The 24,763-nt window shown below is 56.2% G+C and carries 38 protein-coding genes; all 38 read left to right on the top strand.

The features are described 5' to 3' along the window. Positions 1 to 42 precede the first annotated feature (42 nt). Positions 43 to 348: a 30S ribosomal protein S10 gene (gene rpsJ, locus AXW84_RS17965; RefSeq protein ID WP_035567915.1), complete on the top strand. Its 306-nt coding sequence runs from the start codon at positions 43 to 45 to the stop codon at positions 346 to 348. 239 nt (positions 349 to 587) lie between these two features. Further along, positions 588 to 1,208, top strand: a complete 621-nt coding sequence (rplC, locus tag AXW84_RS17960) for a 50S ribosomal protein L3 (RefSeq protein WP_068236414.1) — start codon at positions 588 to 590, stop codon at positions 1,206 to 1,208. Between the two features lie 12 nt (positions 1,209 to 1,220). Next, entirely contained in the window at positions 1,221 to 1,859 is a 639-nt protein-coding gene (gene rplD, locus AXW84_RS17955) for a 50S ribosomal protein L4 (RefSeq protein ID WP_068236411.1), read from the top strand. Further along, a complete protein-coding gene (rplW, locus tag AXW84_RS17950) occupies positions 1,859 to 2,146 on the top strand; it encodes a 50S ribosomal protein L23 (protein WP_068236408.1) in 288 nt (95 codons plus the stop codon). The genes rplD and rplW overlap by 1 nt, the downstream gene beginning before the upstream one ends. Before the next feature lie 33 nt (positions 2,147 to 2,179). Continuing rightward, positions 2,180 to 3,007 (top strand): 50S ribosomal protein L2, encoded by an 828-nt coding sequence (gene rplB / locus AXW84_RS23525; protein WP_070744235.1) that lies wholly within the window; start codon positions 2,180 to 2,182, stop codon positions 3,005 to 3,007. 3 nt (positions 3,008 to 3,010) lie between these two features. Beyond that, positions 3,011 to 3,289 carry a 30S ribosomal protein S19 gene (gene rpsS / locus AXW84_RS17945; protein ID WP_068191730.1) on the top strand — a complete coding sequence of 93 codons (279 nt, stop codon included), beginning with the start codon at positions 3,011 to 3,013 and terminating at the stop codon, positions 3,287 to 3,289. 1 nt (position 3,290) lies between these two features. After that, positions 3,291 to 3,713 carry a 50S ribosomal protein L22 gene (rplV, locus tag AXW84_RS17940; protein ID WP_068236405.1) on the top strand — a complete coding sequence of 141 codons (423 nt, stop codon included), beginning with the start codon at positions 3,291 to 3,293 and terminating at the stop codon, positions 3,711 to 3,713. A 5-nt stretch (positions 3,714 to 3,718) separates the two neighbouring features. Then, the gene (gene rpsC / locus AXW84_RS17935) at positions 3,719 to 4,588 is read left to right on the top strand and encodes a 30S ribosomal protein S3 (RefSeq protein ID WP_068236402.1); all 870 of its coding nucleotides are present in this window, start codon (positions 3,719 to 3,721) and stop codon (positions 4,586 to 4,588) included. A gap of 114 nt (positions 4,589 to 4,702) precedes the next feature. Further along, positions 4,703 to 5,131, top strand: coding sequence for a 50S ribosomal protein L16 (rplP, locus tag AXW84_RS17930; protein WP_068236399.1), 429 nt, complete (start codon positions 4,703 to 4,705; stop codon positions 5,129 to 5,131). A 1-nt stretch (position 5,132) separates the two neighbouring features. Continuing rightward, on the top strand, positions 5,133 to 5,348 hold the full coding sequence (rpmC, locus tag AXW84_RS17925; RefSeq protein WP_068239669.1) for a 50S ribosomal protein L29: 216 nt from the start codon (positions 5,133 to 5,135) through the stop codon (positions 5,346 to 5,348). Further along, a complete protein-coding gene (gene rpsQ / locus AXW84_RS17920) occupies positions 5,348 to 5,647 on the top strand; it encodes a 30S ribosomal protein S17 (RefSeq protein WP_068236396.1) in 300 nt (99 codons plus the stop codon). Before rpmC ends, rpsQ begins: the two co-directional genes overlap by 1 nt. Before the next feature lie 9 nt (positions 5,648 to 5,656). Continuing rightward, positions 5,657 to 6,025 carry a 50S ribosomal protein L14 gene (gene rplN, locus AXW84_RS17915; protein WP_046246583.1) on the top strand — a complete coding sequence of 123 codons (369 nt, stop codon included), beginning with the start codon at positions 5,657 to 5,659 and terminating at the stop codon, positions 6,023 to 6,025. Between the two features lie 3 nt (positions 6,026 to 6,028). After that, positions 6,029 to 6,325, top strand: coding sequence for a 50S ribosomal protein L24 (rplX, locus tag AXW84_RS24080; RefSeq protein WP_068236393.1), 297 nt, complete (start codon positions 6,029 to 6,031; stop codon positions 6,323 to 6,325). Between the two features lie 15 nt (positions 6,326 to 6,340). After that, positions 6,341 to 6,895 carry a 50S ribosomal protein L5 gene (gene rplE / locus AXW84_RS24075; RefSeq protein WP_068236391.1) on the top strand — a complete coding sequence of 185 codons (555 nt, stop codon included), beginning with the start codon at positions 6,341 to 6,343 and terminating at the stop codon, positions 6,893 to 6,895. A gap of 12 nt (positions 6,896 to 6,907) precedes the next feature. Beyond that, positions 6,908 to 7,177, top strand: a complete 270-nt coding sequence (rpsN, locus tag AXW84_RS23515; RefSeq protein WP_035567891.1) for a 30S ribosomal protein S14 — start codon at positions 6,908 to 6,910, stop codon at positions 7,175 to 7,177. A gap of 324 nt (positions 7,178 to 7,501) precedes the next feature. Beyond that, positions 7,502 to 7,900: a 30S ribosomal protein S8 gene (gene rpsH / locus AXW84_RS17900; RefSeq protein ID WP_068236389.1), complete on the top strand. Its 399-nt coding sequence runs from the start codon at positions 7,502 to 7,504 to the stop codon at positions 7,898 to 7,900. A gap of 27 nt (positions 7,901 to 7,927) precedes the next feature. Continuing rightward, positions 7,928 to 8,482 (top strand): 50S ribosomal protein L6, encoded by a 555-nt coding sequence (gene rplF, locus AXW84_RS17895; RefSeq protein WP_068236386.1) that lies wholly within the window; start codon positions 7,928 to 7,930, stop codon positions 8,480 to 8,482. Between the two features lie 9 nt (positions 8,483 to 8,491). Then, the gene (gene rplR / locus AXW84_RS17890) at positions 8,492 to 8,842 is read left to right on the top strand and encodes a 50S ribosomal protein L18 (RefSeq protein ID WP_068236383.1); all 351 of its coding nucleotides are present in this window, start codon (positions 8,492 to 8,494) and stop codon (positions 8,840 to 8,842) included. A 90-nt stretch (positions 8,843 to 8,932) separates the two neighbouring features. After that, a complete protein-coding gene (gene rpsE, locus AXW84_RS17885; protein ID WP_068239666.1) occupies positions 8,933 to 9,424 on the top strand; it encodes a 30S ribosomal protein S5 in 492 nt (163 codons plus the stop codon). A gap of 6 nt (positions 9,425 to 9,430) precedes the next feature. Then, positions 9,431 to 9,610 carry a 50S ribosomal protein L30 gene (gene rpmD / locus AXW84_RS17880; protein ID WP_068236380.1) on the top strand — a complete coding sequence of 60 codons (180 nt, stop codon included), beginning with the start codon at positions 9,431 to 9,433 and terminating at the stop codon, positions 9,608 to 9,610. Positions 9,611 to 9,623: 13 nt separating this feature from the next. After that, positions 9,624 to 10,070, top strand: coding sequence for a 50S ribosomal protein L15 (rplO, locus tag AXW84_RS17875; RefSeq protein ID WP_068236377.1), 447 nt, complete (start codon positions 9,624 to 9,626; stop codon positions 10,068 to 10,070). Positions 10,071 to 10,087: 17 nt separating this feature from the next. Continuing rightward, the gene (gene secY, locus AXW84_RS17870; protein ID WP_068236374.1) at positions 10,088 to 11,404 is read left to right on the top strand and encodes a preprotein translocase subunit SecY; all 1,317 of its coding nucleotides are present in this window, start codon (positions 10,088 to 10,090) and stop codon (positions 11,402 to 11,404) included. Positions 11,405 to 11,413: 9 nt separating this feature from the next. Further along, positions 11,414 to 12,196: a type I methionyl aminopeptidase gene (gene map / locus AXW84_RS17865; protein ID WP_068236371.1), complete on the top strand. Its 783-nt coding sequence runs from the start codon at positions 11,414 to 11,416 to the stop codon at positions 12,194 to 12,196. 6 nt (positions 12,197 to 12,202) lie between these two features. After that, positions 12,203 to 12,421 carry a translation initiation factor IF-1 gene (gene infA, locus AXW84_RS17860; protein ID WP_035567874.1) on the top strand — a complete coding sequence of 73 codons (219 nt, stop codon included), beginning with the start codon at positions 12,203 to 12,205 and terminating at the stop codon, positions 12,419 to 12,421. 7 nt (positions 12,422 to 12,428) lie between these two features. Then, on the top strand, positions 12,429 to 12,545 hold the full coding sequence (rpmJ, locus tag AXW84_RS23510) for a 50S ribosomal protein L36 (RefSeq protein ID WP_044016053.1): 117 nt from the start codon (positions 12,429 to 12,431) through the stop codon (positions 12,543 to 12,545). 101 nt (positions 12,546 to 12,646) lie between these two features. Then, entirely contained in the window at positions 12,647 to 13,024 is a 378-nt protein-coding gene (gene rpsM / locus AXW84_RS17855) for a 30S ribosomal protein S13 (protein WP_068236362.1), read from the top strand. An 87-nt stretch (positions 13,025 to 13,111) separates the two neighbouring features. Next, on the top strand, positions 13,112 to 13,504 hold the full coding sequence (gene rpsK / locus AXW84_RS17850) for a 30S ribosomal protein S11 (RefSeq protein ID WP_035567868.1): 393 nt from the start codon (positions 13,112 to 13,114) through the stop codon (positions 13,502 to 13,504). A 26-nt stretch (positions 13,505 to 13,530) separates the two neighbouring features. Then, a complete protein-coding gene (gene rpsD, locus AXW84_RS17845) occupies positions 13,531 to 14,136 on the top strand; it encodes a 30S ribosomal protein S4 (protein WP_068236359.1) in 606 nt (201 codons plus the stop codon). Between the two features lie 97 nt (positions 14,137 to 14,233). Next, a complete protein-coding gene (locus AXW84_RS17840) occupies positions 14,234 to 15,223 on the top strand; it encodes a DNA-directed RNA polymerase subunit alpha (RefSeq protein WP_068236356.1) in 990 nt (329 codons plus the stop codon). Positions 15,224 to 15,382: 159 nt separating this feature from the next. Then, a complete protein-coding gene (gene rplQ / locus AXW84_RS17835; RefSeq protein WP_068236353.1) occupies positions 15,383 to 15,982 on the top strand; it encodes a 50S ribosomal protein L17 in 600 nt (199 codons plus the stop codon). A 322-nt stretch (positions 15,983 to 16,304) separates the two neighbouring features. Then, positions 16,305 to 17,489 carry an erythromycin esterase family protein gene (locus AXW84_RS17830; protein WP_068236350.1) on the top strand — a complete coding sequence of 395 codons (1,185 nt, stop codon included), beginning with the start codon at positions 16,305 to 16,307 and terminating at the stop codon, positions 17,487 to 17,489. A gap of 433 nt (positions 17,490 to 17,922) precedes the next feature. Further along, positions 17,923 to 18,252 carry a CPBP family intramembrane glutamic endopeptidase gene (locus tag AXW84_RS25140; RefSeq protein ID WP_157887102.1) on the top strand — a complete coding sequence of 110 codons (330 nt, stop codon included), beginning with the start codon at positions 17,923 to 17,925 and terminating at the stop codon, positions 18,250 to 18,252. Between the two features lie 236 nt (positions 18,253 to 18,488). Next, a complete protein-coding gene (locus tag AXW84_RS17820) occupies positions 18,489 to 19,541 on the top strand; it encodes a sensor histidine kinase (RefSeq protein WP_068236344.1) in 1,053 nt (350 codons plus the stop codon). Further along, positions 19,538 to 20,323, top strand: coding sequence for a LytR/AlgR family response regulator transcription factor (locus AXW84_RS17815; RefSeq protein WP_068236341.1), 786 nt, complete (start codon positions 19,538 to 19,540; stop codon positions 20,321 to 20,323). The genes AXW84_RS17820 and AXW84_RS17815 overlap by 4 nt, the downstream gene beginning before the upstream one ends. Before the next feature lie 155 nt (positions 20,324 to 20,478). Continuing rightward, positions 20,479 to 21,750 (top strand): phosphopyruvate hydratase, encoded by a 1,272-nt coding sequence (gene eno / locus AXW84_RS17810; RefSeq protein ID WP_068236338.1) that lies wholly within the window; start codon positions 20,479 to 20,481, stop codon positions 21,748 to 21,750. Between the two features lie 120 nt (positions 21,751 to 21,870). Continuing rightward, on the top strand, positions 21,871 to 22,191 hold the full coding sequence (locus AXW84_RS17805) for an FtsB family cell division protein (protein ID WP_068236336.1): 321 nt from the start codon (positions 21,871 to 21,873) through the stop codon (positions 22,189 to 22,191). Beyond that, the gene (locus tag AXW84_RS17800) at positions 22,188 to 22,604 is read left to right on the top strand and encodes a hypothetical protein (RefSeq protein WP_068236333.1); all 417 of its coding nucleotides are present in this window, start codon (positions 22,188 to 22,190) and stop codon (positions 22,602 to 22,604) included. The genes AXW84_RS17805 and AXW84_RS17800 overlap by 4 nt, the downstream gene beginning before the upstream one ends. Positions 22,605 to 22,760: 156 nt before the next feature. Beyond that, a complete protein-coding gene (locus AXW84_RS17795) occupies positions 22,761 to 24,716 on the top strand; it encodes a sensor histidine kinase (protein ID WP_068236330.1) in 1,956 nt (651 codons plus the stop codon). The last annotated feature ends 47 nt before the right edge of the window (positions 24,717 to 24,763 follow it).

The following is a 24,763-nucleotide window of genomic DNA, read 5'->3' as shown; positions in this document are numbered from 1 at the left end:
CTAATACCGGTCACTAACTTGGTCAATCGGACCAAAACCCCAATGAACCAGAAAATTCGCATCAAACTCAAGTCTTACGACCACAACCTCGTAGACAAATCGGCTGAGAAAATCGTGAAAGCCGTAAAGGCTACCGGCGCCATCGTTAGCGGCCCAATTCCGTTGCCGACGCAAAAAGAGAAGTTTACCGTACTGCGCTCGCCTCACGTGAATAAGAAGAGCCGGGAGCAATTCCAACTCTGCACTTACAAGCGTTTGGTGGACATCTTCTCGACTTCGTCGAAAACGGTAGATGCTTTGATGAAGCTGGAACTGCCTAGCGGCGTTGATGTGGAAATCAAAGTCTGAAGACCTAACTTAATGTATTCAGTAAAAAGCCCCGTTGCGACTAATCGCAACGGGGCTTTTTACTGGAATTTCTTTTGAGTTTTATGTAAACCAAATGAGATTATTAAAAGCTAACTGCCTCATTTGGGAATTATTTGTAAGCCATATTGGGAAAATTCGGACTTTAATTCTATCTTTGCACTCCCTTAGCGAAAACGGCACTCGGCCGTTTTCTTTTTGTATTCATAAATTTCCACAGAATGCCTGGCATCATCGGTAAGAAAATCGGTATGACAAGCCTCTTCACTCCGGACGGGAAAAATATTCCCTGCACGCTCATCGAAGCGGGTCCGTGCGTAGTGACGCAGGTTAAGACTATCGCCAACGACGGCTACACCGCCGTTCAGATTGGATACGGCGAAAAAAAGACGAAGAATACGACCAAGGCTTTGGCCGGTCACTTCGCTAAAGCTGGTACCACTCCTAAGAAAAAGCTTGTTGAATTTCGTCTCGACGCGGAATCGACTTACGCCGCTGGTGCTACCATCGACGCTTCGCTCTTCGCAGAAGGCGAGTTTATCGATGTAGTTGGTACCTCAAAAGGCAAAGGCTTTCAGGGGGTCGTAAAGCGCTACAACTTTCAGGGTGTTGGTGGCCAAACCCACGGCCAGCACAACCGCCTACGTCACCCCGGTTCTATTGGGGCTTGTTCATGGCCCTCGCGTGTGTTCAAGGGAATGCGCATGGGTGGCCGCATGGGCAGCGACCGTGTCAAAATTCAAAATTTGAAAGTGATGCGCGTAGTAGCCGACAAGAACCTGATCTTGGTGAGTGGTTCAATACCCGGTGCCAAGAACTCTTACGTGGTCCTGGAGAAATAACCCGACGCAGCAATGGAACTCGCAGTATATAGCATCAAAGGCGAAGACACTGGCCGCAAGGTCACGTTGTCGGAGGACATTTTCGGACTCGACATTAACGAGCACGTGATGTACCTGGACGTGAAGCAGTACCTCGCTAATCAGCGTCAGGGTACACATAAGTCCAAGCAGCGTAACGAGGTGCACGGCACCACGAAAAAGCTTAAGAAGCAAAAAGGTACGGGCGGTGCCCGAGCTGGCAGCATGAAGTCAGGTGTATTCGTTGGTGGCGGCCGGATGTTTGGCCCGCAGCCCCGTGATTACAATTTCAAACTCAATAAAAAGACCAAGCGCGTAGCTCGCCTCTCGGCTCTGTCGAGCTTGGCTAAAGATGGCAAAATTTCTTTGGTGGAGAATATCGCTATGGATGCTCCCCGCACCAAAGATTTCGTTGCCATCATGGACGGCCTTAAGCTAAACAATGGTAAGAAAACGATGCTTGTTACCGCCGAGGTGAACAAGAACGTCATTCTCAGTGCCCGCAACATACAGAAAGTTAAAGTATCGACGCCTATTGGCCTCAATACCCACGATTTGCTGAATACGGATACGCTATTGATTTCCGAAGATGGCATGGCTTCGTTGGTTCAACTCTATAGCACCGCTGAATAATGAGCACGCTGAAACGTCCCATCGTAACAGAGAAGGCCACAGGCCTGAACGAGAAAGGCCGCTATACCTTTGAGGTGGAGCGCACCGCTAATAAAGTGCAAATCAAGAAGGACATCGAAGCGCTTTATGGCGTGACGGTAACCGATATCAATACGATGCGCACCATTGGCAAAATGAAGTCAAAGGCTACCCGTAGCGGCCAAGCCACCGGCCGCCGCGCTCATGGCAAAAAGGCCATTGTGACTGTGAAAGAAGGCGATATCATCGACTTTTACGGTAACCTGTAGCATTATCCGCCGCAAAAGCACAACTAGCTAGTAATGGCACTCAAAAAACTCAGACCAACAACCCCAGGGCAACGCTTTCGCGTTGCGCCGGCGTTTGACGAGCTAACGACGTCAACCCCGGAGAAGTCCTTGATGACTTCCCTCAAGAAATCGGGTGGCCGGAACTCTTCCGGTAAAATGTCGAACCGCTACATCGGCGGTGGGCATAAAACCCAGTACCGTATTGTGGACTTCAAGCGTGACAAGGCCGGTGTGCCTGCCACGGTGAAGACTATCGAGTACGACCCTAACCGTACTGCGCGTATCGCACTACTCGGCTATGCTGATGGTGAGAAGCGGTACATCATTGCCCCGGCTGGCCTTACCGTTGGTACGCAAGTAGTGTCGGGTCCTGGTGTAGCTCCTGAAGTTGGCAATACATTGCCACTACGTGAGATCCCACTTGGTACTATCGTACACAACATAGAGTTGCAGCCTGGCCAAGGAGCAGCTATGGCTCGTTCGGCTGGTACCTACGCTCAGATTGTAGCCCGCGAAGAGCGTTACGCTACGCTGAAATTGCCTTCGGGTGAAATGCGTATGGTGCTGGTAACCTGCATGGCTACGGTGGGTACAGTCTCAAACGGTGACCATATGAATGTGCGTATGGGCAAAGCTGGCCGGAATCGTTGGGCTGGCCGTCGTCCCCGGGTTCGTGGTGTGGCTATGAACCCTGTTGACCACCCAATGGGTGGTGGTGAGGGTAAATCGTCGGGTGGTCACCCGCGTAGCCGCAATGGTCTGCTGTCGAAAGGCTACAAGACCCGCGATAAAAACAAATATTCGGAGAACCTGATTGTGAGCCGCAAAGGCAAGAAGTAATATATGGCACGTTCACTCAAAAAAGGGCCGTACATTGACTTCCGGCTAGAGAAGAAAGTCACGGCGCTCGAAACGGCTGGTAAAAAATCGGTGGTGAAGACTTGGTCGCGCCGCTCAATGATTTCGCCAGATTTCGTAGGCCACACCTTCGCTGTTCACAACGGCAATAAGTTCATCCCGGTGTATGTGACCGAGAACATGGTAGGACACAAGTTGGGCGAATTTGCTCCGACGCGTAACTTCCGTGGTCACGTCGCCAAAAAAGATAAAGGCAAGCGCTAAGATGGAAGCAGTAGCAAAACTCCGCAATGTGCCTACCTCGCCGCGCAAGATGCGCTTGGTAGCCAACTTGGTACGCGGCCAAAAAGTGACGCGGGCCCTCGGTCTGCTTCGTTTTGAAGCCAATAGCGGTGCTGAGAAGATTGAGAAACTGCTCCTCTCGGCCTTGGCCAACTGGCAGCAACATAACGAAGACCAACGCATTGAAGAAGCTAACCTCTACATCAGCGAAATTTTCGTTGACGAAGGCCGGCAGCTAAAGCGTTTGCGTCCAGCCCCCCAGGGGCGCGGCCACCGGATCCGCAAGCGTAGCAATCATGTGACGCTGAAAATCGACACGATGATTGAGAAGGCTGGCAGTAAAGCCGCCCAAGCGCAAGCTGCTAATTCCTCTATCACCGAAAATCAGGCCGAGGCCAACTCATAAATAATATGGGACAGAAAGTAAATCCGGTTGGCTTCCGCTTGGGAGTTATTAAAGGCTGGGACTCGAACTGGTACGGAGGTAAGGATTTCGCCGAAAAATTGGTGGAAGACGAAAAAATCCGTAAATACATCAACGCCCGTATTCAGAAAGGTGGCATCAGCCGCATTGTGATTGAGCGTACCCTTAAGCGGATCACTATCACCATCAACACGGCTCGCCCAGGTGTGGTAATTGGCAAAGGCGGTCAGGAAGTTGATAAGATTAAGGACGAACTGAAGCAAATCACCAACAAAGATGTTCAGATTAACATTTTTGAGATTAAGCGACCAGAACTGGATGCCAAGTTGGTGGGTGAGAGCATTGCTCAGCAATTAGCAGCTCGTATCTCTTTCCGCCGTGCTATGAAGATGTCAATTCAAGCCGCTATGCGGGTTGGAGCTGAAGGCATCAAGATCCAGTGCGGCGGTCGTTTAGGCGGTGCTGAAATTGCTCGCTCTGAACAATACAAAGAAGGACGTACTCCGTTGCACACCCTGCGTGCTGATATTGATTACGCGTTGTCGGAAGCTCAGACCGTATATGGTAAAATTGGTATCAAGGTGTGGGTAATGCGTGGGGAGGTATTTGGCAAACCCGATTTGTCACCTAACCAACAGCAGACAAACCCAGGTGGCGACGCCGGTGGACGCCGTGATGACCGTGGCCCCCGCGGTGAACGCAGTGACCGCGGCGGTGACCGTGGTCCTCGCCGAGACCGTGGTGGCAACCCTGCAGGTGGTGCTCCTGGTAGCGGTGCTGGCCGTGGCGATAGCAATGGGCCTCGTCGTAACGGCCCTGCCCAAGGTGGTGGAGCTGGTCGGGCCCCACGTCGCTAGTAAATAAAATAAGAAGCCACTTCGGGATGCTGGGCCCCGTGCCTTAACATCTCGAAGTGGACTTTTTGCGGATTCAGTCTGCGCATTCTTAATAATCTCTCTATTTAATTTCTCATGTTACAACCGAAAAGGACTAAGTATCGCAAGATGCAAAAGGGTCGCGTGACTGGCTTAGCCTACCGCGGCAGCTCCATAGACTTCGGTTCGTTCGCCATCAAGTCGCTGGAAACGTCTTGGATTACGGCTCGCCAGATTGAGGCTGCTCGTATTGCCATGACCCGCGCCATGAAACGCGAAGGGCAAGTATGGATCCGCATTTTCCCTGATAAGCCAATTACTAAAAAGCCCGCTGAAGTGCGAATGGGCAAGGGTAAAGGCTCGCCTGAGTATTGGGTGGCCTGCGTAAAACCAGGTCAGATTATGTTTGAATCGGATGGCGTGACGCTGGAAGTGGCGAAAGAGTCGCTCCGCCTGGCATCTCAGAAGCTGCCGGTTCGGACGACTTTTGTAGTGCGCCGCGATTACGTTGAAGCTGCTGCCTAATATGAAAAACAAGACCGACCTTAAAGGCCTTTCCGCTGATGCGCTGAAAGAGCAAATCAAAACTGAGCGTGCTCAAGGCCAGCAATTGCGCTTCGCCCACGCCATCTCGCCGCTTGAAAACCCCGCCCGTCTGAAGGCTAGCCGCAAAAATGTTGCCCGTTTGCTTACCGAGCATACCCGCCGCAATAACGAGCAGGCCATTAACCCCGCTCAATAATGGAACCAACTCAAGAAAAACTGTTGCCGGCTCACGACCCCGCATCTGATCGCAACGCGCGCAAGGAAATCGTCGGTAAGGTGACTAGCAGTAAGATGGAAAAGTCCATCACGGTAGCTGTGGTTGAAAAGCAAAAACATCCTAAATACGGGAAGTTTGTGACCAAAACCACCAAATTCCATGCTCACGACGAGAAGAATGAGTGTGGTGAAGGCGATACGGTACGCATCATGAGTACACGCCCGCTGAGTAAGATAAAGCGGTGGCGCTTGGTTGAAATCCTTGAACGTGCTAAATAACCCAGACCGATGATCCAGCAAGAATCCCGCCTGACGGTGGCCGATAATAGCGGTGCCAAGGAAGTGCTCTGCATCCGCGTTCTGGGTGGTACGGGCAAGAAATACGCCAGCGTTGGTGACAAGATTGTGGTAGCCATTAAATCGGCTATTCCTTCCGGCAACGCTAAAAAAGGCACCGTGAGCAAGGCCGTAGTGGTGCGCACGAAGAAGGAAGTACGCCGTAAAGACGGCAGCTACATTCGCTTCGACGACAACGCCGCCGTTCTGCTCAACAACAACGACGAGCCGCGCGGTACGCGCATCTTCGGGCCAGTGGCTCGTGAGTTGCGTGAGCGCCAGTTCATGAAAATTGTATCGCTGGCCCCCGAAGTACTGTAAGCCATGGCTATTAACAAAGAATTGCCCGTCAAGCTGCACGTGAAGTCGGGCGACACCGTGAAGGTGATTGCAGGCGACGAGCGTGGCAAGACCGGTGTTATCAAATCGGTAAACCGGGTGACCCAGCGCGTAATCGTGGATGGTCTCAACCTAGTGACCAAGCACAACAAGCCGAGCGCCAAGTCGCCCCAGGGAGGCATTACCAAGATGGAGGCGCCTATGCACGTAAGCAACGTGCAGGCTATTGATCCCAAAACTGGTGATCGGGTGCGTAAGGCACCTGTCACGAAAAAGGCTTAATTAGCCCCTCGCATCATGGCTCGACTGAAAGATATATACCAAAAAGACGTAGTACCGGCGCTCCAGGAGAAATTCCAGTTTAAGAGCATTATGCAGGTACCGCGCATCTCCAAAATCTGCATCAACCGCGGTATTGGCGCAGCGGTTGCTGACAAGAAGCTAGTGGACAACGGTGTGGAAGAATTGACAACTATAACTGGTCAGAAAGCTGTTCCGACTATTGCTAAGCGTTCGGTGTCGAACTTTAAGCTCCGTGAGGGTATGCCCATCGGTGCCAAAGTGACCCTGCGCGGTGAGCGGATGTACGAGTTTATGGATCGCCTGCTGACGGTGGCTCTGCCCCGTGTGCGCGACTTTAAAGGCATCAATGATAAAGGCTTTGATGGTCGCGGAAATTACACATTAGGTGTGAAAGAGCAAATCATCTTCCCTGAAATCTCGATTGATAAAATCAAAAGCATTTCGGGTATGGATATCACCTTTGTAACCACTGCTGAAAACGATGAGCAAAGCTACGAGCTGCTTAAAGCTTTCGGGATGCCATTCGCCAACGCCAAAAAAGAAGCATAATCTCCCGAACTCATGGCTAAAGAATCCATTAAAGCACGGGAGCGCAAGCGTATTGCTACCGTGGCCCGCTACGCTGAGAAGCGAAAGGCTCTGAAAGCTGCCGGTGACTATGAAGGTCTCGACAAGCTGCCTAAAAATGCTTCGCCTGTGCGCCTGCACAACCGTGACATGATTGATGGTCGCCCTCGCGGCTATATGCGTAAGTTTGGCATTAGCCGGGTGCGCTTTCGTGAAATGGCCCTTGCTGGGAAAATTCCCGGGGTGACCAAATCGAGCTGGTAGTATCAGCTATTGACATTTATCGGATCCCGAGCTTACGTCTTTTAAAAGGCGTAAGCTCGGGATTTTTAATTTAGATCAAATCAGAATAACAGTTCAACTGTTTTTAATTTAATCTTGTGTAAGTCTCGCGCTTTCATTACCTTTGCACTCCGAAAAGTTGGGGAAGTCTCTAAACCCTTTGGCAGGTTGCCGAAAGAAACCATTGGCTGCACCGTCGCCGGGCAAGCCGAGTAGTCTTAACCGAAATTTCGTTGGCCCCACTGGGGACCCGACGAAATTTTCTTATCTTTGCGCTCCGAAAAAAGTGAACGCACTCAGCACTCAATGAATACTGATCCCATTGCCGATTACCTTACCCGGGTGCGCAACGCCATCAAGGCGAACCATCGGGTGGTAGAAATCCCGGCCAGCAACATCAAAAAGGAAATCACGAAGGTGCTCTATCACAAAGGGTACATTCAGAGCTACCGGTTTGATGATGCGGCAGTACAGGGCACGATTAAAATCGCGCTCAAGTACAACCCGACTACCAAGGCTCCGGCCATTACCAAGCTTCAGCGTGTTTCGACGCCTGGCTTGCGCCAGTATGTTGCGGCTGATAATCTGCCGCGAGTACTCAGCGGTTTAGGTATCGCCATCATATCGACCTCTAAAGGTGTAATGACGGAGAAAGAAGCCAAAACCGAGAATGTGGGTGGCGAAGTATTGTGCTTCGTGTACTAATTCGGAACTTGCTTAGCTAATAGAAATATGTCACGTATTGGTAAATTGCCGATTGCTGTTCCTACTGGAGTCGCTGTTTCGGTTGACAAAGACAACGCGGTGACGGTAAAGGGCCCCAAGGGCTCGCTGACCACGCAAGTGGACCGCGATATTGCCGTCGCTATTGAAGACGGTACCCTTACCGTAACCCGTCCCACCGAGCAGAAGCGCCACAAGGCCATGCACGGCCTGTATCGCTCCCTTATTAACAACATGGTGGTTGGTGTGAGCAATGGCTTCACCAAGCAGCTTGAATTGGTAGGTGTGGGTTACAAGGCTACTTTAGCTGGTACCACCTTGGAGCTGGCACTTGGCTACTCGCACAACGTGTACATTGCCCTACCAAAAGAAGTGACTGCCACGGCAATCACCGAAAAAGGCAAGAACCCGATTGTGACGCTCACGAGCATCGACAATCAGCTCTTGGGCCAGGTAGCCGCTAAGATTCGTTCGCTACGCAAAGTTGAGCCCTACAAAGGCAAAGGCGTACGCTTCGTAGGCGAAATCATCCGTCGCAAAGCTGGTAAAACAGCCTCTAAATAATTTCGCATCATGGCTTTTGACAAAGCAACCCGCAGAAAGCGGATCCAGCGCATCATCCGCACTAAGGTGGCTGGCACGTCCGAGCGGCCGCGGTTGTCGGTGTTCCGTAGTAACACGGGCATCTACGCTCAGATTATTGACGATACGGCTGGCCGTACTTTGGCTTCGGCTTCGTCTAAACAGGTAACTGCTGAAGGCGGTAACGGCGTAGCTTTGGCCGCCGCCGTTGGTCGGCAGTTGGCGGTGGTAGCCCAGGAGAAAGGTATATCGAAAGTGGTATTTGACCGTTCGGGCTACTTGTACCATGGCCGCGTAAAATCATTGGCAGAAGGAGCCCGCGAAGGCGGCCTCAATTTCTAAATTATCATGGCGCAAGAACGCGACAATAATCGTCCTGGCGGAGACCGTCAGCGTAGCAACGACCGGGACCGTAACAAGGAAGCGAGCCGCATGGGCCCGGATTCTGACTTTAAAGAAAAAGTCGTTGCTATCAACCGTGTAGCGAAGGTGGTAAAAGGTGGTCGTCGCTTCAGCTTCTCTGCCATTGTGGTGGTGGGCGACGGTAACGGTACTGTAGGCTATGGCTTAGGTAAAGCTAACGAAGTAACCGATGCCATTGCTAAAGGCATTGACGACGCCAAGAAAAATTTGGTGAAGGTGCCGATGTACAAGCATACCGTACCTCATGTGATGCAAGGTAAATACAGCGGTGGTTTTGTGTTAGTGCAACCGGCTGCTGCTGGTACCGGCGTAATTGCTGGTGGGGCCATGCGTGCGGTATTCGAGAGCGCCGGTATTAAAGACGTACTAGCTAAGTCTAAGGGTTCGTCGAACCCTCACAACGTAGTGAAAGCTACCTTTGACGCTTTATCCAAAATGCGTGACCCGCTGCAAATCGCGCAGGCACGTGGTATTTCATTGTCCCGCGTATTTAACGGTTAATTGACGATGGCACAAATTCAAGTAAAGCTCGTGCGCAGCGTCATCGACCGCCCCGAGCGCCAAAAGCGCACCGTGAAATCGTTGGGCTTGGGTAAAATGAATAGCACTGCTCAGCACGAATCAAATCCTGCCATTTTGGGCATGGTTAAGAGCGTGCAGCATTTGGTGCAAGTAACCGAACTGTAGTTCTCCAAACGTTATGAATCTTAGCAATCTAAAACCTGCTGTTGGCTCTACAAAGAACCAAAAGCGGATTGGCCGGGGCGAAGGCTCGACCCGTGGTGGTACGTCGACTCGGGGTCACAAAGGTGCCAAGTCACGCTCTGGCTATAAGCGCAAGTCGGGCTTTGAAGGCGGTCAAATGCCTCTGCAACGCCGGGTACCTAAGTTTGGCTTCACTAACATCAACCGCATCGAGTACAAAGCCATCAATCTTGATGTGTTAGCCTCGTTGGTTGAAGGTACACAGGCTACCACATTGGACGCGGCGTATTTTGTGGCTAATGGGTTAGTATCGAAAAACGCGAAAATCAAAGTTCTGGGCCGTGGTGAAGTCACTACTGCGTTAGAAGTTCATGCTCACGCCTTTTCCAAGTCGGCTGCAGAAGCCATTGAAAAAGCGGGCGGCAAAGCGGTAACGCTCTAAAGCTCAATAAAAAAGCAATGAATAAGTTTATCACCGCGATAAAGAATATTTTTGCGATTGAGGATTTGCGTACGCGAATCCTCAATACGCTTTTTTTCATTGCTATCTATCGGCTGGGCTCATATGTCGTGCTGCCAGGTGTTGACCCAACCCGTTTGAAAACGGGCGCGGCTGGCTTGTTTGGTATTTTGGATACACTGCTCGGTGGTGCTTTTAGCCATGCCTCTATTTTCGCGCTGGGCATTATGCCCTACATCTCGGCTAGTATCGTTCTGCAATTGTTAACAATTGCAGTGCCTTATTTCCAGAAGCTGCAGAAGGAAGGTGAATCGGGTCGCAAGAAGATAAACCAGTATACACGTATCCTCACAATACCTATTGTGTTGGCTCAGTCGGTTGGTTTTATTGCTACCATAAATGCGGAGGCTATTACAAACCCAGGCACGTTCTTTACGATTTCGACCATGCTTATCATCACGGCGGGAACGCTGTTTTGCATGTGGCTGGGCGAAAAAATCACAGACAAAGGCATTGGTAATGGTATCTCCATGATTATCATGATAGGCATCGTATCGCGTCTTCCCGGTGCCATTATTGGGGAAGCAGCTGCTAAGGGAGTGAATAAGTCGTTGATTTTCCTGCTGGAATTGGTTGTACTCTTTCTAGTAGTAATGGCAGTAATCGTCCTGACGCAGGCAGTTCGCCGCATCGCTGTACAATATGCCAAGCAGGTAGGCGGTACTACACAGCTTGATGCACAGCGTCAGTTCATTCCACTGAAAGTAAACGCCGCTGGGGTAATGCCCATCATATTCGCTCAGTCGTTGATGTTCGTGCCAGCAATTGCTGCTTCAGTTTGGCAGAACAAGAGTGATTTTGCTAGCTATATTGGAGTGAAGTTTTCAGACTATACCTCTTGGCAATACAACCTGACGTTTGGGATTCTGATTGTTGTATTTACTTACTTTTACACAGCAATCAGTGTCAATCCTAACCAGATTGCAGATGACTTAAAGCGTAGTGGTGGCTTTGTGCCAGGCGTTAAACCTGGTCGGGACACTTCGGAATTTATTGATGAAATTCTGACCCGCATCACGTTGCCAGGCGCTATCGCACTTGCTGCTATTGCCATTTTCCCGGCTATTGCCTTGTTACTAGGCGTTACTCGTCCGTTCTCGGCATTCTATGGTGGTACTTCACTTATCATTATGGTAGGCGTAGTGCTTGATACGGTGAATCAGGTTCAGAGCTACCTGTTGATGCAGCACTACGACGGTATGATGAAATCGGGCCGGGTGCGTGGACGCTCGCAAAACGTGGCCCTGGCCTCGTAAGCGATTATCATGGCAAGCGGCAGCATTCAATACAAAACAGAGGAAGAGATTGACCTTATCCGTGCCAGTGCTCAACTGTTGGCCAAGGCTCATGGTGAAGTTGCTACCTTGGTGAAAGAAGGAATTACTACTCGTCAACTTGATCAACGAGCTGAGGAGTTTATCCGGGATCATGGTGGAACTCCTTCTTTTAAAGGCTATAACAAGTTTCCATTTAGCCTGTGCGTCTCACCCAATGCGGTGGTTGTACATGGATTCGCTACGGATGAGCCGTTGAAAAGCGGTGATATTCTATCGATTGATTGCGGCGTTTTCCTAAACGGATACCACGCCGATAGTGCTTACACTTACCCAATTGGGGAGGTGACCCCAGAGGTACTAGTCTTGTTGCGAGAAACCAAGGCAAGCCTGTACAAAGGGATTGAAAAAGCAGTGAGTGGCAACCGTGTTGGTGACATCAGCTACGCAATTCAGAACCATGTAGGGCCCCTAGGCTACGGCGTAGTTCGGGAGTTAGTAGGCCACGGTGTGGGAGCCAGCTTGCATGAAAAACCTGAAGTACCAAACTATGGTAAGCGAGGGTCTGGTCCTTTGCTTCAAACAGGTTTAGTATTGGCTATTGAGCCGATGGTGAACTTGGGCAAGAAGGATGTAGTGCAGGAAGCAGATGGCTGGACTATCCGTACCAAAGACCGCAAACCTTCAGCGCACTTTGAGCACACTGTTGTTGTTAGAAAAGATAAGGCGGAGATTCTCACGTCTTTTGAATACATCGAAAAAGCATTGCAGTAGCCCCTTATGGCCAAACAAGCCTCTATTGAGCAGGACGGTACTATCCTCGAAGCCCTTTCCAACGCTATGTTTCGCGTGGAGTTGGAAAACGGTCACCAGCTAATTGCCCACATTTCGGGTAAGATGCGGATGCACTATATTAAAATTCTGCCGGGGGATAAAGTGAAGCTAGAAATGTCACCTTACGATTTGTCGAAGGGCCGAATTAAATACCGTTACAAATAACCTCGTCATGAAAGTCAAGACCTCGGTGAAAAAGCGCAGTGTGGACTGTAAACTCGTCCGCCGTAATGGCAAGCTGTACGTCATCAACAAAAAGAATCCCCGCTACAAGCAGCGTCAGGGATAAATAAATTTTCAAGAATCCCGGAGCCTTGGGTACTGGCCACTGCGGTGGTCGCCTTCCAAGATGCTGCCGGGCTTCTGTCCGCAAACACATAACAAAACCACATGGCTCGTATCGCAGGGGTTGATATCCCGGACAACAAGCGCGGCGAAATCGCCCTGACTTACATTTTCGGCATTGGCCGGAGCAATTCCCAGAAAATTCTGGTTAAAGCAGGTGTTGACATTAATAAGAAAGTGAAAGACTGGACTGAGGAAGAGTCCGGCGCTATTCGCGCAATTATTGCTGCTGAGCACAAGACCGAGGGCGTGCTGCGCTCGGAAGTAACCACTAACATCAAGCGTTTGATGGACATCGGTTGCTACCGTGGTTTGCGTCACCGCAAAGGATTGCCCGTACGTGGCCAGCGTACCAAAAATAACTCGCGTACCCGCAAGGGTAAGCGTAAAACCGTAGCCGGCAAGAAGAAGGCAACGAAATAAATTTTAGTGGGAATCGGCGTTGGCTGCTACGGGTGATGCACTCGAGTTGCCAGTGTCAACACCTTCCACATTTTTCGCGATAACCAAATGGCACAAAAAAGAAAAGACAAAGCTAAGAAGCGCGTTGTCGTGGTGGAGCAAGTTGGACAAGTGCACATTCGTGCTTCATTCAACAACATTATCATCTCCATCACTAATAACAACGGACAAGTGATTTCGTGGGCTTCGGCTGGCAAAATGGGCTTCCGTGGTTCAAAGAAAAACACGCCTTACGCCGCCCAAATGGCGATGAGCGATTGCGGCAAAGTTGCCCATGATCTGGGTATGCGCAAAGCTGAAGTGTTCGTAAAGGGCCCCGGTTCGGGCCGTGAGTCGGCCATCCGCGCCTTGGGTAACGTGGGCATTGAGGTGACGACCATCCGCGACGTAACGCCGCTGCCGCACAACGGCTGCCGCCCGCCCAAGCGCCGTCGCGTCTGATTATTCACCTCTGATTTTATACTAACATGGCACGTTATACCGGCCCCACGTCCAAGATTGCCCGTCGCTTCGCCGAGCCGATTTTCGGCCCGGACAAGGCGCTCAACAAGAAAAACTACCCTCCAGGCCAGCACGGCCGTGGCCGCCGCAAGAAGCAGTCGGAATACGCTGTGCAGCTAATGGAGAAGCAGAAAGTGAAGTATATGTACGGGATGCTCGAGAAGCAATTCGAGAACCTGTTTCATAAAGCAGCCAGCCTACCCGGCATTACGGGTGACAACTTGCTGAGTTTGCTGGAGGCGCGCCTCGACAACACGGTTTACCGTTTGGGCATTGCTTCGACCCGCCGCGCTGCTCGTCAACTGGTGGGCCACAAGCACATCACGGTGAACGGTGAAGTGGTGAACATTCCCTCGTACCACTTGCGTGCCGGCGACATTGTAGCTGTACGCGAGAAGTCGAAGTCGTTGGAAGCCATTGCTACCAGCCTTTCGGTTCGCAACTCGCGTCAGTTTTCGTGGCTGGAGTGGGATGGCAAGGAACTGGCTGGCAAATTTGTGAATGCGCCTTCGCGCGAGTTGATCCCTGAGAAAATCGTGGAGCAGCTCATTGTCGAATTGTATTCGAAGTAATCTGCATAGCGCCGATAGGGTGCGGCCTGGCAAATTGCCGGGCCGCATTCGTGCGTAATGCCTCCCTCATCTTTTTTTAGTTTTTAACGCCTCATCTATGTCAATCTTAGCTTTTCAGATGCCGGAGAAAGTAGTGATGGAGAAATCCGACGACTTCACCGGGACGTTTGAATTTAAACCGCTCGAGAAGGGCTACGGCGTGACCATCGGCAATGCGCTGCGTCGCATTCTGTTGTCGTCGCTGGAAGGTTTTGCCATTACTTCGGTGCGCACTAATAGCGTGTTGCACGAGTTCTCGACGATTGAAGGGGTGATTGAGGACATGTCCGAAATCATTCTGAATCTGAAAATGGTGCGCTTCAAGAAAGTGAGCGATGCCATTCCGGATAAAATTACGGTGCGCGTGAAAGGACAGGACACCTTTTCGGGCGCTGACATCAGCAAGTTTGCCAGCGGCTTTCAGGTGCTGAACCCGGACCACGTGATTTGCCACGTTGACCCGAGCAAAGAACTGGAATTTGAATTGACCATCAATCGTGGCCGCGGCTACGTACCGGCTGACGAAAACAAGCAGATTGACCAAGTATTTGGTCAGATTGCCATTGATGCTATTTACACGCCTATTAAGAACGTGAAATACAGCATTGAGAATACTCGCGTGGAGCAAAAGACTGACTACGAGAAGCTTATTCTTGAAATTCAGACCGATGGCTCTATCCATCCGGAAGAGGCGCTGAAAGGTGCAGCTAACATTTTGATTCAACACTTCATGCTGTTTTCGGACAGCACGATGGCTACCGTAGGGGCTCGTGTAGTGGAAGATGAGCCCATCGATGAGGAAACCATGCAGATGCGCAAAATGCTGAAAACTCCGTTGGAAGACATGGAGTTGAGCGTGCGCGCCAAGAACTGCCTCAAAGCTGCCGACATCAAGACCATGGGCGAGCTGGTGACCTTAGAGATTGCCGACATGATGAAGTTTCGGAACTTTGGCAAGAAGAGCCTGACAGAGTTGGAGAACTTGGTAGAGGAGCGCGGCCTGGAGTTCGGTATGGACCTCGGCAAGTACCGCCTCGAAGAAGACTAGTAATGTCGTGGAGCAGTGCGACAGTGGGTAACCACTGCGGCACTGCTCCACTTTTTTGTTTTTCACATTTTCAACCAGTGCGCCCGAGGGGCAGCGGTTCTAATGAGGTTTTGACCCGCCGTGGTCGCTACCCGCAAGTGCACACTTACTTTTCAGTCCATGCGGCACGGAAAAAAGATTAACCATTTGGGCCGGACTACCGCCCACCGCCACGCGATGCTGTCGAACATGGCAACGTCGCTCATCATGCACAAGCGCGTGACCACGACCGTTGCTAAGGCCAAGGCCTTGCGCCAGTACGTGGAGCCGCTGCTTACCAAGTCGAAAGAAGACACGACGCACTCGCGCCGCTTAGTGTTTGCTCAGTTGCAGGAGAAAGAGGCTATTAAGGAATTGTTCGGTGAAGTGGCGGGCAAAATTGCCAACCGCCCCGGCGGTTACACCCGCATCATCAAGTTGAGTGCTTCGCGCCTCGGTGACAACGCCGATATGTGCGTGATTGAGCTGGTGGACTACAACGATACCTTGCTGGAAGCCAAAAACGCTACTGCTGAGAAGGCCACCACAACGCGCCGTTCGCGCCGCCGCTCGGGTGGTGCCGCGCCGGTTGCCGGTGATGCCGCTGTGACTTCGGCCACCGAAATGACGGGTGAGGCCGTAGCGCCCAACGCTACCGTGCAGCAGTCAGCTCCGGAAGATACCCCCACCGAAACGGTGAAGGATGGCGAGAGCCGCGACGAGGCCAAAGCCGACGCGTAAGCTCCCCAAGTTTGATTTTGAAAAGGGATGCTCCTCACGGGGCATCCCTTTTTTGTTGGGTTTTGGGCAAGGAAACTCGTGGAATTTTTGCGGTAACTCATCGGAATTTTCAGCGGATTGGTGGGCGGCTAGGCGGGGCCAGCGGCGGGAGAGGCGTGCTTTGAAGTACTCCATCACCGACTATGCGGCCAAGCCGCTTTTCATTATGAAATTCACTTTGCTTCTGAGTTACACTTTGTTTTGGGCCACACCGCTACTATTAAGGGCCCCGGGGGCCCGGGCGCAAACAGCCTTGCCGGAGTCCGTATTTACTGGGGCCCCGTTGGAAACCATTGAGGCGGGAAGGGAGACGTTTGCGCTGTTCGACAAAGCGTTTTATGCTAACCAACTGTTTTTACTGGGTGAATCGCACGGGGTTCAGCGTCCCCAAGACGTTGATTTTGCCCTGCTGAAGCACCTGAATGCCCGGGCAGGGGTACGCACCTACGTGGCAGAAGTGGACTGCGCCAAGGCGTATTATCTGAACGAATACCTGCGCACGGGCCAGGACAGTACCTTGCGACTAGTGTTCAGGGGCTGGGTAGCTGACCGGTCGCAGTGGGCCAATCAGGAGTTCTACCAGAAAATTCAACGCATCAGGGCCCTGAACCAGACGCTGCCGGCGGCGCGGCGCATCCGGTTCGTGGGGCTCGACCAGTTGCAAGATTTACCACTGGCTGCTGATTATATCACGGCGCTGCTGCGTACGGCGCCGCTGGCGCCCGGGCTGCGTAGCCGCGTTGATTCGGTGGTGGCAGTGCTGCGGCAGCCGGGGGGGCCGGGGCTTCCGGGAGTGACGCAGCGGGCAGCATTGGCGCTGGCCAGCGGGCATTTGGGAAGCGAATACGATGACCTGCGCCTTGCGCTGGCGAATGCGGCCTACGACTTGCGAGCGGGTCGGCGGGAGGACAATATTTTTGCCAATTTCCAGGCGTTGGTGCATACCAAGCGGCTGGCCCACGAGAAGATGTACGGAATGTGGGGCCTGGGCCATGTGCTGCAAAGCCCACTGCAAAACGGCTTTTCGGACCTAGCTGCCCGGATTGGGCAGAGTACGCTGCCGGTGCACGACAAGGTGGTGTCGGTGCTGTGCGTGTTTAGCGAGTGCCAAATGCTGTACCCGACGGACGGCCTGCCGGGGCCCTGGCAGGCGGCGGGGCAGCCGTACACCGTGACCGATAAATTCAACCACGACGGGCCCTTGGTAACGATAACCGGCCTAGCCGACTTAAAGCAGCGCACCGCGCCGGGCAGCACCACGCTGGTGCGGCTCGACGCGCCGGGGGCCGCCGCCACCCGCCAGCCCATTCAATTGCGCTACGCGCCGGGGATGCCGCCGGAACAGCAGATGCAGTTCCGCCCCGAGCTGCCGGCCACAGCCTATGTGCAGTACTTGGTGCTGATACGCGGCTCGGGCCCCGTAACGCCGCTGGGGGCCCCAGCAGCGGCGGTATCCAGCCGCCGTTAATCGGTGGAAAAATTTGAAGATAGGGTAATAAATCAACCATTTGATACTGATGAGACTGATTGTTAGTGCATTCATATTAGGAATGCTCGTCTTGTTGCTGTGCTTGCCGGGGTTGTGGCGCGCCGCTGACCGGCGCAATATCCTGTGGGGGGCACTGCTTGTTTTTTGTAACATTGCGGCTGCCTGGGCCCCACTGGATAAATGGACCAGCCAAATGCTGGCACTGCTGGCGAGCGTGGCTGCCATTGCCCTACTGATGCGATTAGGCGGCTGGAAACGAGCAGAATTCGGGCTGCGGGCCGGTTTCAATCCCGGAACCGGCCGCGATGTGGGCCGCTGCTTGTTGCCACTAATACTAGTTGAATCAGCGGTGCTGTGGGCATTGGTGCCGGGTGGGCAGCCGGCGCTGGAATACCACTTGTTTCAGCTGACAATGCCTGGGCTGACCGAGGAGCTTGCCTTTCGCGGGGTGTTGCTGGCGCTACTTGACCGGGCTTTTGCGGGCCGGGTGCGCGTACTGGGGGCCGACATGGGGTGGGGCGCGGTGGCCAGCTCGCTCGTTTTTGGGCTATGCCACGGCTTGCGCGTCAGCCCCGATTTGCACGTCGCACTGCAACTATTGCCGATGGCCATTCCGACCGTGGGTCGGTTTGTGCTGGCGTGGTGCCGGGCGCGGAGCGGCAGCCTACTGCTGCCCATTTTTGTGCACTCGGGCATGAACGAAGCAGCCCAGCTGGTGGCGGTGGCAAAGGCACTGCTTTGAGGCGGTGCGTTGGGGGCCCCAAGCCATTATCCGTTTAGTTTAGCCACTAGACTTGTTCCCGAATAAGAAATGGCTGAAAATTTGCGTCCCTTTGGGCAACTGGGTGGGCTATTTGGCTTGGCCAAGCCAGTATCCTCAGGTTCTTGGAGCAGCTACCGTTTCTGGCTCCAAATACGGCTTGGAAAACATCCGATTTCTTATTGGGGAACAAGTCTACTGTCTGCAATTCCTTTCACATGAATGTTTTACCTGCCGCGCCGCGGCTTTCGCGCTCGGACCTGGGGCTGGTGGCTGCCTACTGGCTCGTGGTAGGGCCCATCTTGCTGGTGCAGTACGGGGCCGACACCGGCTGGAGCTGGGCCCGGGCGCTGCCGGTGGTGGGGGCTACGGCGCTGCTGGACACGGCCACGGTGGGCGTGCTGGTGGGCGGCTTGCTGCCGCTGTTCCTGAACCGACGGCATTGGCTGGGCCTGGCGCTGTTGCCCCTGTTTTTGCTGCTGAGCGGCTGGGCTTACGTCAGCCTCTATGGGGCCCTGCTGGGGCACGCGGTGCCGCTATCGGGGGCGCGGCTGGTGCTGGGGGCGGTGGCCCACGCCAAAAGCTACGGCCTGCTGGCCGTGCTGCTGACGGGCAAGCGCTACTTCGAGGCCCAGCAAAAGGTATTGCAGCTGCGGCAGGCCCAGACCGAAAGCGAGCTGCGCCACCTCAAGGCCCAGATTGACCCGCATTTCCTGTTCAACAACCTCAACGTGCTGCGGGGCCTCATCCAACACGACCCGGCCGAGGCCCACGAATACCTGACCCGTTTCGCCGCGCTCTACCGCTTTTTGATTCGCCATAAGAACGACGACTTTGTGACGCTGGCCGAGGAACTGCAATTTGTGGATGAATACATTTACCTGCTGCGCCACCGCTTCGGGGCGGCCTACGAGTTCTGGCAGGAGCTGCCCGCGGCGGCCGAGCTGCACCGGCTGCTGGTGGTGCCAGGCACGGTGCAGCTGCTGGTCGAAAACGCCATCAAGCACAACGCCGGCGACGACGACGACCCGCTGCGCATCACCATCGGGGCCACCATCGGGGCCACCGCCGAGGCCCTGCGCGTGGCCCACCCGCGCCGGCCCAAACGCACGGCCGTCGACTCGCTGGGCACGGGGCTGGCCAACTTGCGCGAGCGGTACCGGCTACTGGCCGGCCAGGAAATTACGGTGACGGCCACCGCCGCCACCTTTGCCGTGGCCGTGCCGCTGGTGGCGCTGGCCCCGGGGCCCCCCAAGCCCGCCTTGCGATGAACATCCTGATTCTGGAAGACGAAGAGCTGGCCGCCCGCCAAACGGTGGATTTCCTGGCCCGGGCCGGGCTGGCGCCGCTGGCCCCGCCCGTGCTGCGCAGCGTGGCCAAGGCCCTGGCCTGGCTGGAAACGCACCCCGTGCCGGATCTAATTTTCTCCGACATTGAGCTGCTCGACGGCAACGTGTTTGCGCTTTACGAGCAGTTTCGGGTGACGTGTCCGGTCATTTTCACCACTGCCTACGACCAGTTTTTGCTGCCAGCGTTCCGAGGCAACGGCATTGCCTACCTGCTCAAGCCGTTCGACTACGCCCAGTTTCGGGAAGCCCTGGACAAGTACCAGCTCCTGGCCGGGGGCCCCAGCACTGACGCTGGGGCCTCGGTGCTGAGCCCCGAGGTGCTGCGCACGCTGGCCCAGGCCCTACGCCCATCGCCGGGGCCCCAGTACAAGCAGCGGTTTTCGGTGCGGATGCGCAACGGCCTCTACGTGCTGCCCGTGGCCGACGTGGCCTACGTGCAAGCCGATGCGGGCGTGGCCTTCGCTGTGGACGCAGCTGGCGCGCGCTACCCGCTGGCCGGTACGCTGGCCGAGGTGGAGCGCCAGCTCGACCCCGCCCACTTCGGCCGCCTCAACCGCTCCGAGCTGGTGAACATTGCCTTCGTGGCGCGCGTGGAGGCCTACTTCAACAACCGGCTGGCGGTGCAGTTGCGCACCAAGCCCGAGGCGGTGCTCACCACCAGCGCCGCCCAAACGCCCGAGTTCCGGCGCTGGCTGGAAGGGTAGGGGCCCGGCGCGTATTATTTTACCGCGTTTTAACTGACGGCGGCGGGGTGCTAAAAAACGGAATGAGTACCTTGCCGCCACAACGCGCCGCGGCGGGCATTGGGGCCGCCGGGGCGGGTTTTGGAACCTTCCTCCCCAACCAAACCTCATTTTCAATGAGCATCATTTCGCAAATTCACGCCCGCCAGATTTTCGATTCGCGCGGCAATCCCACCATCGAAGTTGACGTGACCACCGACAGCGGGGCCACGGGCCGCGCCGCTGTGCCCAGCGGGGCCAGCACCGGCGTGCACGAAGCCGTGGAGCTGCGCGACGGCGACAAAGCCATGTACCAGGGTAAGGGCGTGCTCAAGGCGGTGGAGAACGTGAACACCACGCTGGCCGAAGAGCTGGTGGGCTTCTCGGTATACGAGCAGGGGCTGATCGACAAAATCATGCGCGAGCTCGACGGCACCCCCAACAAGGGCAACCTCGGGGCCAACGCCATCCTGGGCGTGAGCCTGGCCGCGGCCCGCGCCGCCGCCCAGGACGCCGGCATGCCGCTGTACCGCTACGTGGGCGGCGTGGGCGCCACCACGCTGCCCGTGCCGATGATGAACATCCTCAACGGCGGCTCACACGCTGACAACAAGATTGACTTCCAGGAATTTATGGTGATGCCCGTGGGCGCCAGCTCGTTTAGCGAGGCGCTGCGCTGGGGTACCGACATTTTCCACACCCTCAAAACGGTGCTGAAGAAAAAGGGCTACAGCACCAACGTGGGCGACGAGGGCGGTTTTGCCCCCGACATTCAGAGCAACGAGGAGGCCATCCAAATTGTGCTGCAAGCCATCGAGCAGGCCGGCTACCAGCCCGGCGAGCAGGTGATGATTGCCCTCGACCCCGCCGCGTCGGAGTTCTTCGAAGACGGCCACTACCACTTCAAAAAGAGCACCGGCGAGAAGCTGACGCCCGAGCAAATGGTGAGCTACTGGGTGGACTGGACCAAGAAGTACCCCATCATCAGCATCGAAGACGGCCTGGCCGAGGACGACTGGGCGGGCTGGAAGAGCATCACCGACCAAGTGGGCAAGAAAATTCAGCTCGTGGGCGACGACTTGTTCGTGACCAACGTGGAGCGCCTCCAGCGTGGCATCGACGAGCACATTGCCAACGCCATCCTCATCAAAGTCAACCAAATCGGTACCCTCACCGAAACGATTGACGCCGTAAGCTTAGGCCGCCGCAACGGCTATAAGTCCATCATGAGCCACCGCTCGGGCGAAACCGAGGATTCGACCATCGCCGACCTGGCCGTGGCCCTGAACACCGGCCAGATCAAAACCGGCTCGGCCTCGCGCTCCGACCGCATGGCCAAGTACAACCAGTTGCTGCGCATCGAGGAAGAGCTGGGCGAAATCGCCTACTTCCCCGGCCGCAAAATGTAGCACGGCGCGGGCTCGATAAGCCTGCGAGGTTAAGCGTTTTATAAAGTGGAAAAGCCCCCGCTGTGCCGAACAGCGGGGGCTTTTGCGTAGCTTTAGGGGCCCCTAAACGGCGAACGACCGATGACAATACCCCGATTCCTGGTGCCGGTGCTGCGCGTGGTGCGCAGCTTTTACTTCCTCGTGGGCGGGGCCTTTTTGGTGTGGATGCTGGTGTTTGACGCCAACGACCTGGGCAAGCAGTTCGACATCTACCGCAAGTACCAGGACCTGCTCAGCGAAAAGCAGTACTACCTCGACAACATCGAAACGGTGAAGAGTGACCGCGCCGAGCTGATGAGCAGCCCCGCGCTGCTGGAGAAATTCGCCCGCGAAAAATACCTGATGAAGCGCCCCGGCGAAGACTTGTTCATCATGGTGCCCGAGGACGCTGCCAGCAAGTGAGGAGGGCCCCCGGGGCCCTGTTCGGCTTCCTGGCCTGGGCCGCGGCCGGCCTGGGGGCCCCGGCGGCACGGCCCCCGCAGGCCTTCCTGGCTCGGCATTTTTTGTTGAATGCGCTGGCCGGCCGGCCCCGCGCTGCGCACGCCGCGCTGGCCCCCGGGGCAGCATTGTCGGCAGCGCAGGCGGCGGCCCAGGTGGGCGTGCTGCGGGCGCAGGCCCGGCGTTGGGGCCCCGCTATCGAGCTGTACAAGCTGGGCTGGCGCTTGCCCGAGGGGCGGCCGGCGCTGCTGTTTTACCAGTTCCGGTTTGCCGCCGACTCGGCCCGGCCGGGGCCCCACGTGGTGCTCGACGTCACGTTTCAGGACTCGCTGGCTACCCGGCCGCTGTGGTTTGGGGTGGTGGTGCGGCGGCGCTAGGCACCGGTTGGGCGCAAGGCTGACCGCCAATTAGTTGGGTGTGGAATGGCCGTTGCTAGGCGACGGCGGGTTTGGGGTGCAACTTGGGAAATTAATAAAAAAACTTTGTTCTATATTGTGGCGCTTCCCGGGTAAAACAGCGGTGGCGAGCGTTCCATGCGTTTTTTCGTGCTGCTCGGCTGGTTGGGGTGCAGCGGGCTGCTGGCCTGGCCGGCCGCGGCCCGCCCGGGGCCCCTGGTTGCCGACACCCTGTTCCTGCGAGCCGTGAACGACGGGCCTTGGAACCACTACTTCGCCTACTGCCTCGACGCCTGCGACCAGCCAAGCAGCGGGGCTAAAGCGGCGGCGCTGTGGGCCGCCGGGCGGTTTCGGGAGGTACCGCCGGGGCGCGTGTTTCAGGTGGGCTACACGCAGGACCGGCTGTGGCTGCGGGCCACCGTGGTGAACACGCTGCCCCAACGCACCCGCTTCGTGTGGAGCCTGTACACGTTCGTGGACAGCGCCACGCTCTTTGTGCAGCCCGGCGGGCGGGGTGTGCCGCGCTTCGTGGCGGCCACCAGCGGGCGGGTGGTGGCCGCCCGGCGCGGGTTTCCGGCGCGGGCCAGCTGCCTGCCGTTTTGGCTCGAAGCCCACGCCCAGGCCGTGGTGTACCTGCGCGTCGAGAACCACACCGGGGCCCTGTACCTGCCCACCGACCTGACCACGGCCGAGGATTACCTGGCCTACGAGTCGGGGTTTTTCATGACCAAAAACTGGGTGTGGCTACTGGGCGTGTACCTCAGCAGTGCCCTGTTCAACCTCCTGCTCTACGCGTTTCTGCGCGACCGCATTCACCTCTGGTACGGGGCCTACGTGTTCTTTATTACCTGGTTTTTGCTGATGGAAGACGGCATCGATGCCTGGCTGCTGCCGCCGTGGGCCTACGGGCTGGGCTGGCGCCTGGGGCAGTACAGCGTGCTGCTGCTGGCCCTGGCCTGCGGGCTGCGCATCATGGGGCTGTTTGTGCGGCTGCGGCAGGGCTGGCCGCGCTTGTACCGCCTCAGCGTGGGGCTCAGCGTGGGGGCGGTGGCGTGCGTGGGGGCCTACGCCCTGTTGTTTGGGCCCGTGCTGGCGCGGGCCCCCGCGGGGCTGGCCTGGCTGAACGGCGCCCGCGAGGTGCTGCTGTGGGGAATGCTGCTGGCGGGCGGGGCCATGCTCACGGCGGTGCTGCGCTACGGGCGGCCGCCGCAGCAGCGGCTGGCGGCGCTCTACGGGCTCACGTACAGCTGCTTTTTCCTGGGCAGCGTCAATTTCTTGCTGAACCGCTCGGGGCTGACCAACATTCATATTGCCAACCCCAACGGCCTGGCCTGGGGCCTGGCCCTGGAGCTGCTCGCGCTGAGTACCCTGCTCACGGACCGCTTCCGCCGCACACTGCGCCAGAATGCCGAGCTGCGCGTGCGCCAGCTGCGCGAGCGGGCGGTGGCCGGCCAGCGCCTCATCGGGGCCCAAGAGGAGGAGCGCGCGGCCCTGGCCCGCGAGCTGCACGACGCCCTGGCCCCCGGCCTCACGGCACTGCACCTGGCCTGGCAGGGCCGGCTGGTACGGCAGGCCCTGGCCCTGGCCCCGCCGCTGCTGGCCGAGGCCCATGCCCAAACCGAGGCCCTGCTGCGCCAGCTGCGCCACGACGTGCGCACCCTCAGCCACGTGCTGCTGCCCATTCCGGCCGACGAGCTGCTGCCCCTGCCCCAGGCCCTGGCCCTGCTCGTCGAAACCCTGGGCCTGACCGACGACGGCCCCCGCGTGACGGCCCGCTGCGACCCCGATGCTGACGGCCTGCCCGCCCCCGTGCAGCAGGCGGCCTACCGCATCGTGGCCGAGCTGCTGCACAACGCCCTGCGCCACGCCGAGGCCAGCTACGTGCGCGTGGGCGTGCGCTGCTCGAACGCGGGGGTGCGCCTCACCGTGGCCGACGACGGCCGGGGCTTCGACCCCCACGGCCCGGCCCCGCACCGCGGGGGCTTGGGCCTGCGCGGCGTGCAGGCCCGCGCCAGCTACCTGCGCGGCTGGGTGCTCATCAGCAGCCAGCCCGGCCAGGGCACGGTCGTTAGTGTCGAGCTGCCAGTATTTTAAGGGCGAAGGCGCGATTCGTAATAGGTAACTATGGTGTTAATTGCTGA

The sequence above is a fragment of the Hymenobacter sp. PAMC 26628 genome (assembly GCF_001562275.1).
GTDB lineage: Bacteria > Bacteroidota > Bacteroidia > Cytophagales > Hymenobacteraceae > Hymenobacter.
Note: the sequence above shows the minus strand (reverse complement) of the source record. Positions and strands in the feature narration are given on the sequence as shown.

Bases quoted from the DNA above. Each gene is read 5' to 3' on its own strand.
- rpsJ (WP_035567915.1), top strand. From the start codon at position 43: ATGAACCAGAAAATTCGCATCAAACTCAAGTCTTACGACCACAACCTC.
- rplC (WP_068236414.1), top strand. From the start codon at position 588: ATGCCTGGCATCATCGGTAAGAAAATCGGTATGACAAGCCTCTTCACT.
- rplD (WP_068236411.1), top strand. From the start codon at position 1,221: ATGGAACTCGCAGTATATAGCATCAAAGGCGAAGACACTGGCCGCAAG.
- rplW (WP_068236408.1), top strand. From the start codon at position 1,859: ATGAGCACGCTGAAACGTCCCATCGTAACAGAGAAGGCCACAGGCCTG.
- rplB (WP_070744235.1), top strand. From the start codon at position 2,180: ATGGCACTCAAAAAACTCAGACCAACAACCCCAGGGCAACGCTTTCGC.
- rpsS (WP_068191730.1), top strand. From the start codon at position 3,011: ATGGCACGTTCACTCAAAAAAGGGCCGTACATTGACTTCCGGCTAGAG.
- rplV (WP_068236405.1), top strand. From the start codon at position 3,291: ATGGAAGCAGTAGCAAAACTCCGCAATGTGCCTACCTCGCCGCGCAAG.
- rpsC (WP_068236402.1), top strand. From the start codon at position 3,719: ATGGGACAGAAAGTAAATCCGGTTGGCTTCCGCTTGGGAGTTATTAAA.
- rplP (WP_068236399.1), top strand. From the start codon at position 4,703: ATGTTACAACCGAAAAGGACTAAGTATCGCAAGATGCAAAAGGGTCGC.
- rpmC (WP_068239669.1), top strand. From the start codon at position 5,133: ATGAAAAACAAGACCGACCTTAAAGGCCTTTCCGCTGATGCGCTGAAA.
- rpsQ (WP_068236396.1), top strand. From the start codon at position 5,348: ATGGAACCAACTCAAGAAAAACTGTTGCCGGCTCACGACCCCGCATCT.
- rplN (WP_046246583.1), top strand. From the start codon at position 5,657: ATGATCCAGCAAGAATCCCGCCTGACGGTGGCCGATAATAGCGGTGCC.
- rplX (WP_068236393.1), top strand. From the start codon at position 6,029: ATGGCTATTAACAAAGAATTGCCCGTCAAGCTGCACGTGAAGTCGGGC.
- rplE (WP_068236391.1), top strand. From the start codon at position 6,341: ATGGCTCGACTGAAAGATATATACCAAAAAGACGTAGTACCGGCGCTC.
- rpsN (WP_035567891.1), top strand. From the start codon at position 6,908: ATGGCTAAAGAATCCATTAAAGCACGGGAGCGCAAGCGTATTGCTACC.
- rpsH (WP_068236389.1), top strand. From the start codon at position 7,502: ATGAATACTGATCCCATTGCCGATTACCTTACCCGGGTGCGCAACGCC.
- rplF (WP_068236386.1), top strand. From the start codon at position 7,928: ATGTCACGTATTGGTAAATTGCCGATTGCTGTTCCTACTGGAGTCGCT.
- rplR (WP_068236383.1), top strand. From the start codon at position 8,492: ATGGCTTTTGACAAAGCAACCCGCAGAAAGCGGATCCAGCGCATCATC.
- rpsE (WP_068239666.1), top strand. From the start codon at position 8,933: ATGGGCCCGGATTCTGACTTTAAAGAAAAAGTCGTTGCTATCAACCGT.
- rpmD (WP_068236380.1), top strand. From the start codon at position 9,431: ATGGCACAAATTCAAGTAAAGCTCGTGCGCAGCGTCATCGACCGCCCC.
- rplO (WP_068236377.1), top strand. From the start codon at position 9,624: ATGAATCTTAGCAATCTAAAACCTGCTGTTGGCTCTACAAAGAACCAA.
- secY (WP_068236374.1), top strand. From the start codon at position 10,088: ATGAATAAGTTTATCACCGCGATAAAGAATATTTTTGCGATTGAGGAT.
- map (WP_068236371.1), top strand. From the start codon at position 11,414: ATGGCAAGCGGCAGCATTCAATACAAAACAGAGGAAGAGATTGACCTT.
- infA (WP_035567874.1), top strand. From the start codon at position 12,203: ATGGCCAAACAAGCCTCTATTGAGCAGGACGGTACTATCCTCGAAGCC.
- rpmJ (WP_044016053.1), top strand. From the start codon at position 12,429: ATGAAAGTCAAGACCTCGGTGAAAAAGCGCAGTGTGGACTGTAAACTC.
- rpsM (WP_068236362.1), top strand. From the start codon at position 12,647: ATGGCTCGTATCGCAGGGGTTGATATCCCGGACAACAAGCGCGGCGAA.
- rpsK (WP_035567868.1), top strand. From the start codon at position 13,112: ATGGCACAAAAAAGAAAAGACAAAGCTAAGAAGCGCGTTGTCGTGGTG.
- rpsD (WP_068236359.1), top strand. From the start codon at position 13,531: ATGGCACGTTATACCGGCCCCACGTCCAAGATTGCCCGTCGCTTCGCC.
- AXW84_RS17840 (WP_068236356.1), top strand. From the start codon at position 14,234: ATGTCAATCTTAGCTTTTCAGATGCCGGAGAAAGTAGTGATGGAGAAA.
- rplQ (WP_068236353.1), top strand. From the start codon at position 15,383: ATGCGGCACGGAAAAAAGATTAACCATTTGGGCCGGACTACCGCCCAC.
- AXW84_RS25140 (WP_157887102.1), top strand. From the start codon at position 17,923: ATGCCTGGGCTGACCGAGGAGCTTGCCTTTCGCGGGGTGTTGCTGGCG.
- AXW84_RS17820 (WP_068236344.1), top strand. From the start codon at position 18,489: ATGAATGTTTTACCTGCCGCGCCGCGGCTTTCGCGCTCGGACCTGGGG.
- AXW84_RS17815 (WP_068236341.1), top strand. From the start codon at position 19,538: ATGAACATCCTGATTCTGGAAGACGAAGAGCTGGCCGCCCGCCAAACG.
- eno (WP_068236338.1), top strand. From the start codon at position 20,479: ATGAGCATCATTTCGCAAATTCACGCCCGCCAGATTTTCGATTCGCGC.
- AXW84_RS17805 (WP_068236336.1), top strand. From the start codon at position 21,871: ATGACAATACCCCGATTCCTGGTGCCGGTGCTGCGCGTGGTGCGCAGC.
- AXW84_RS17795 (WP_068236330.1), top strand. From the start codon at position 22,761: ATGCGTTTTTTCGTGCTGCTCGGCTGGTTGGGGTGCAGCGGGCTGCTG.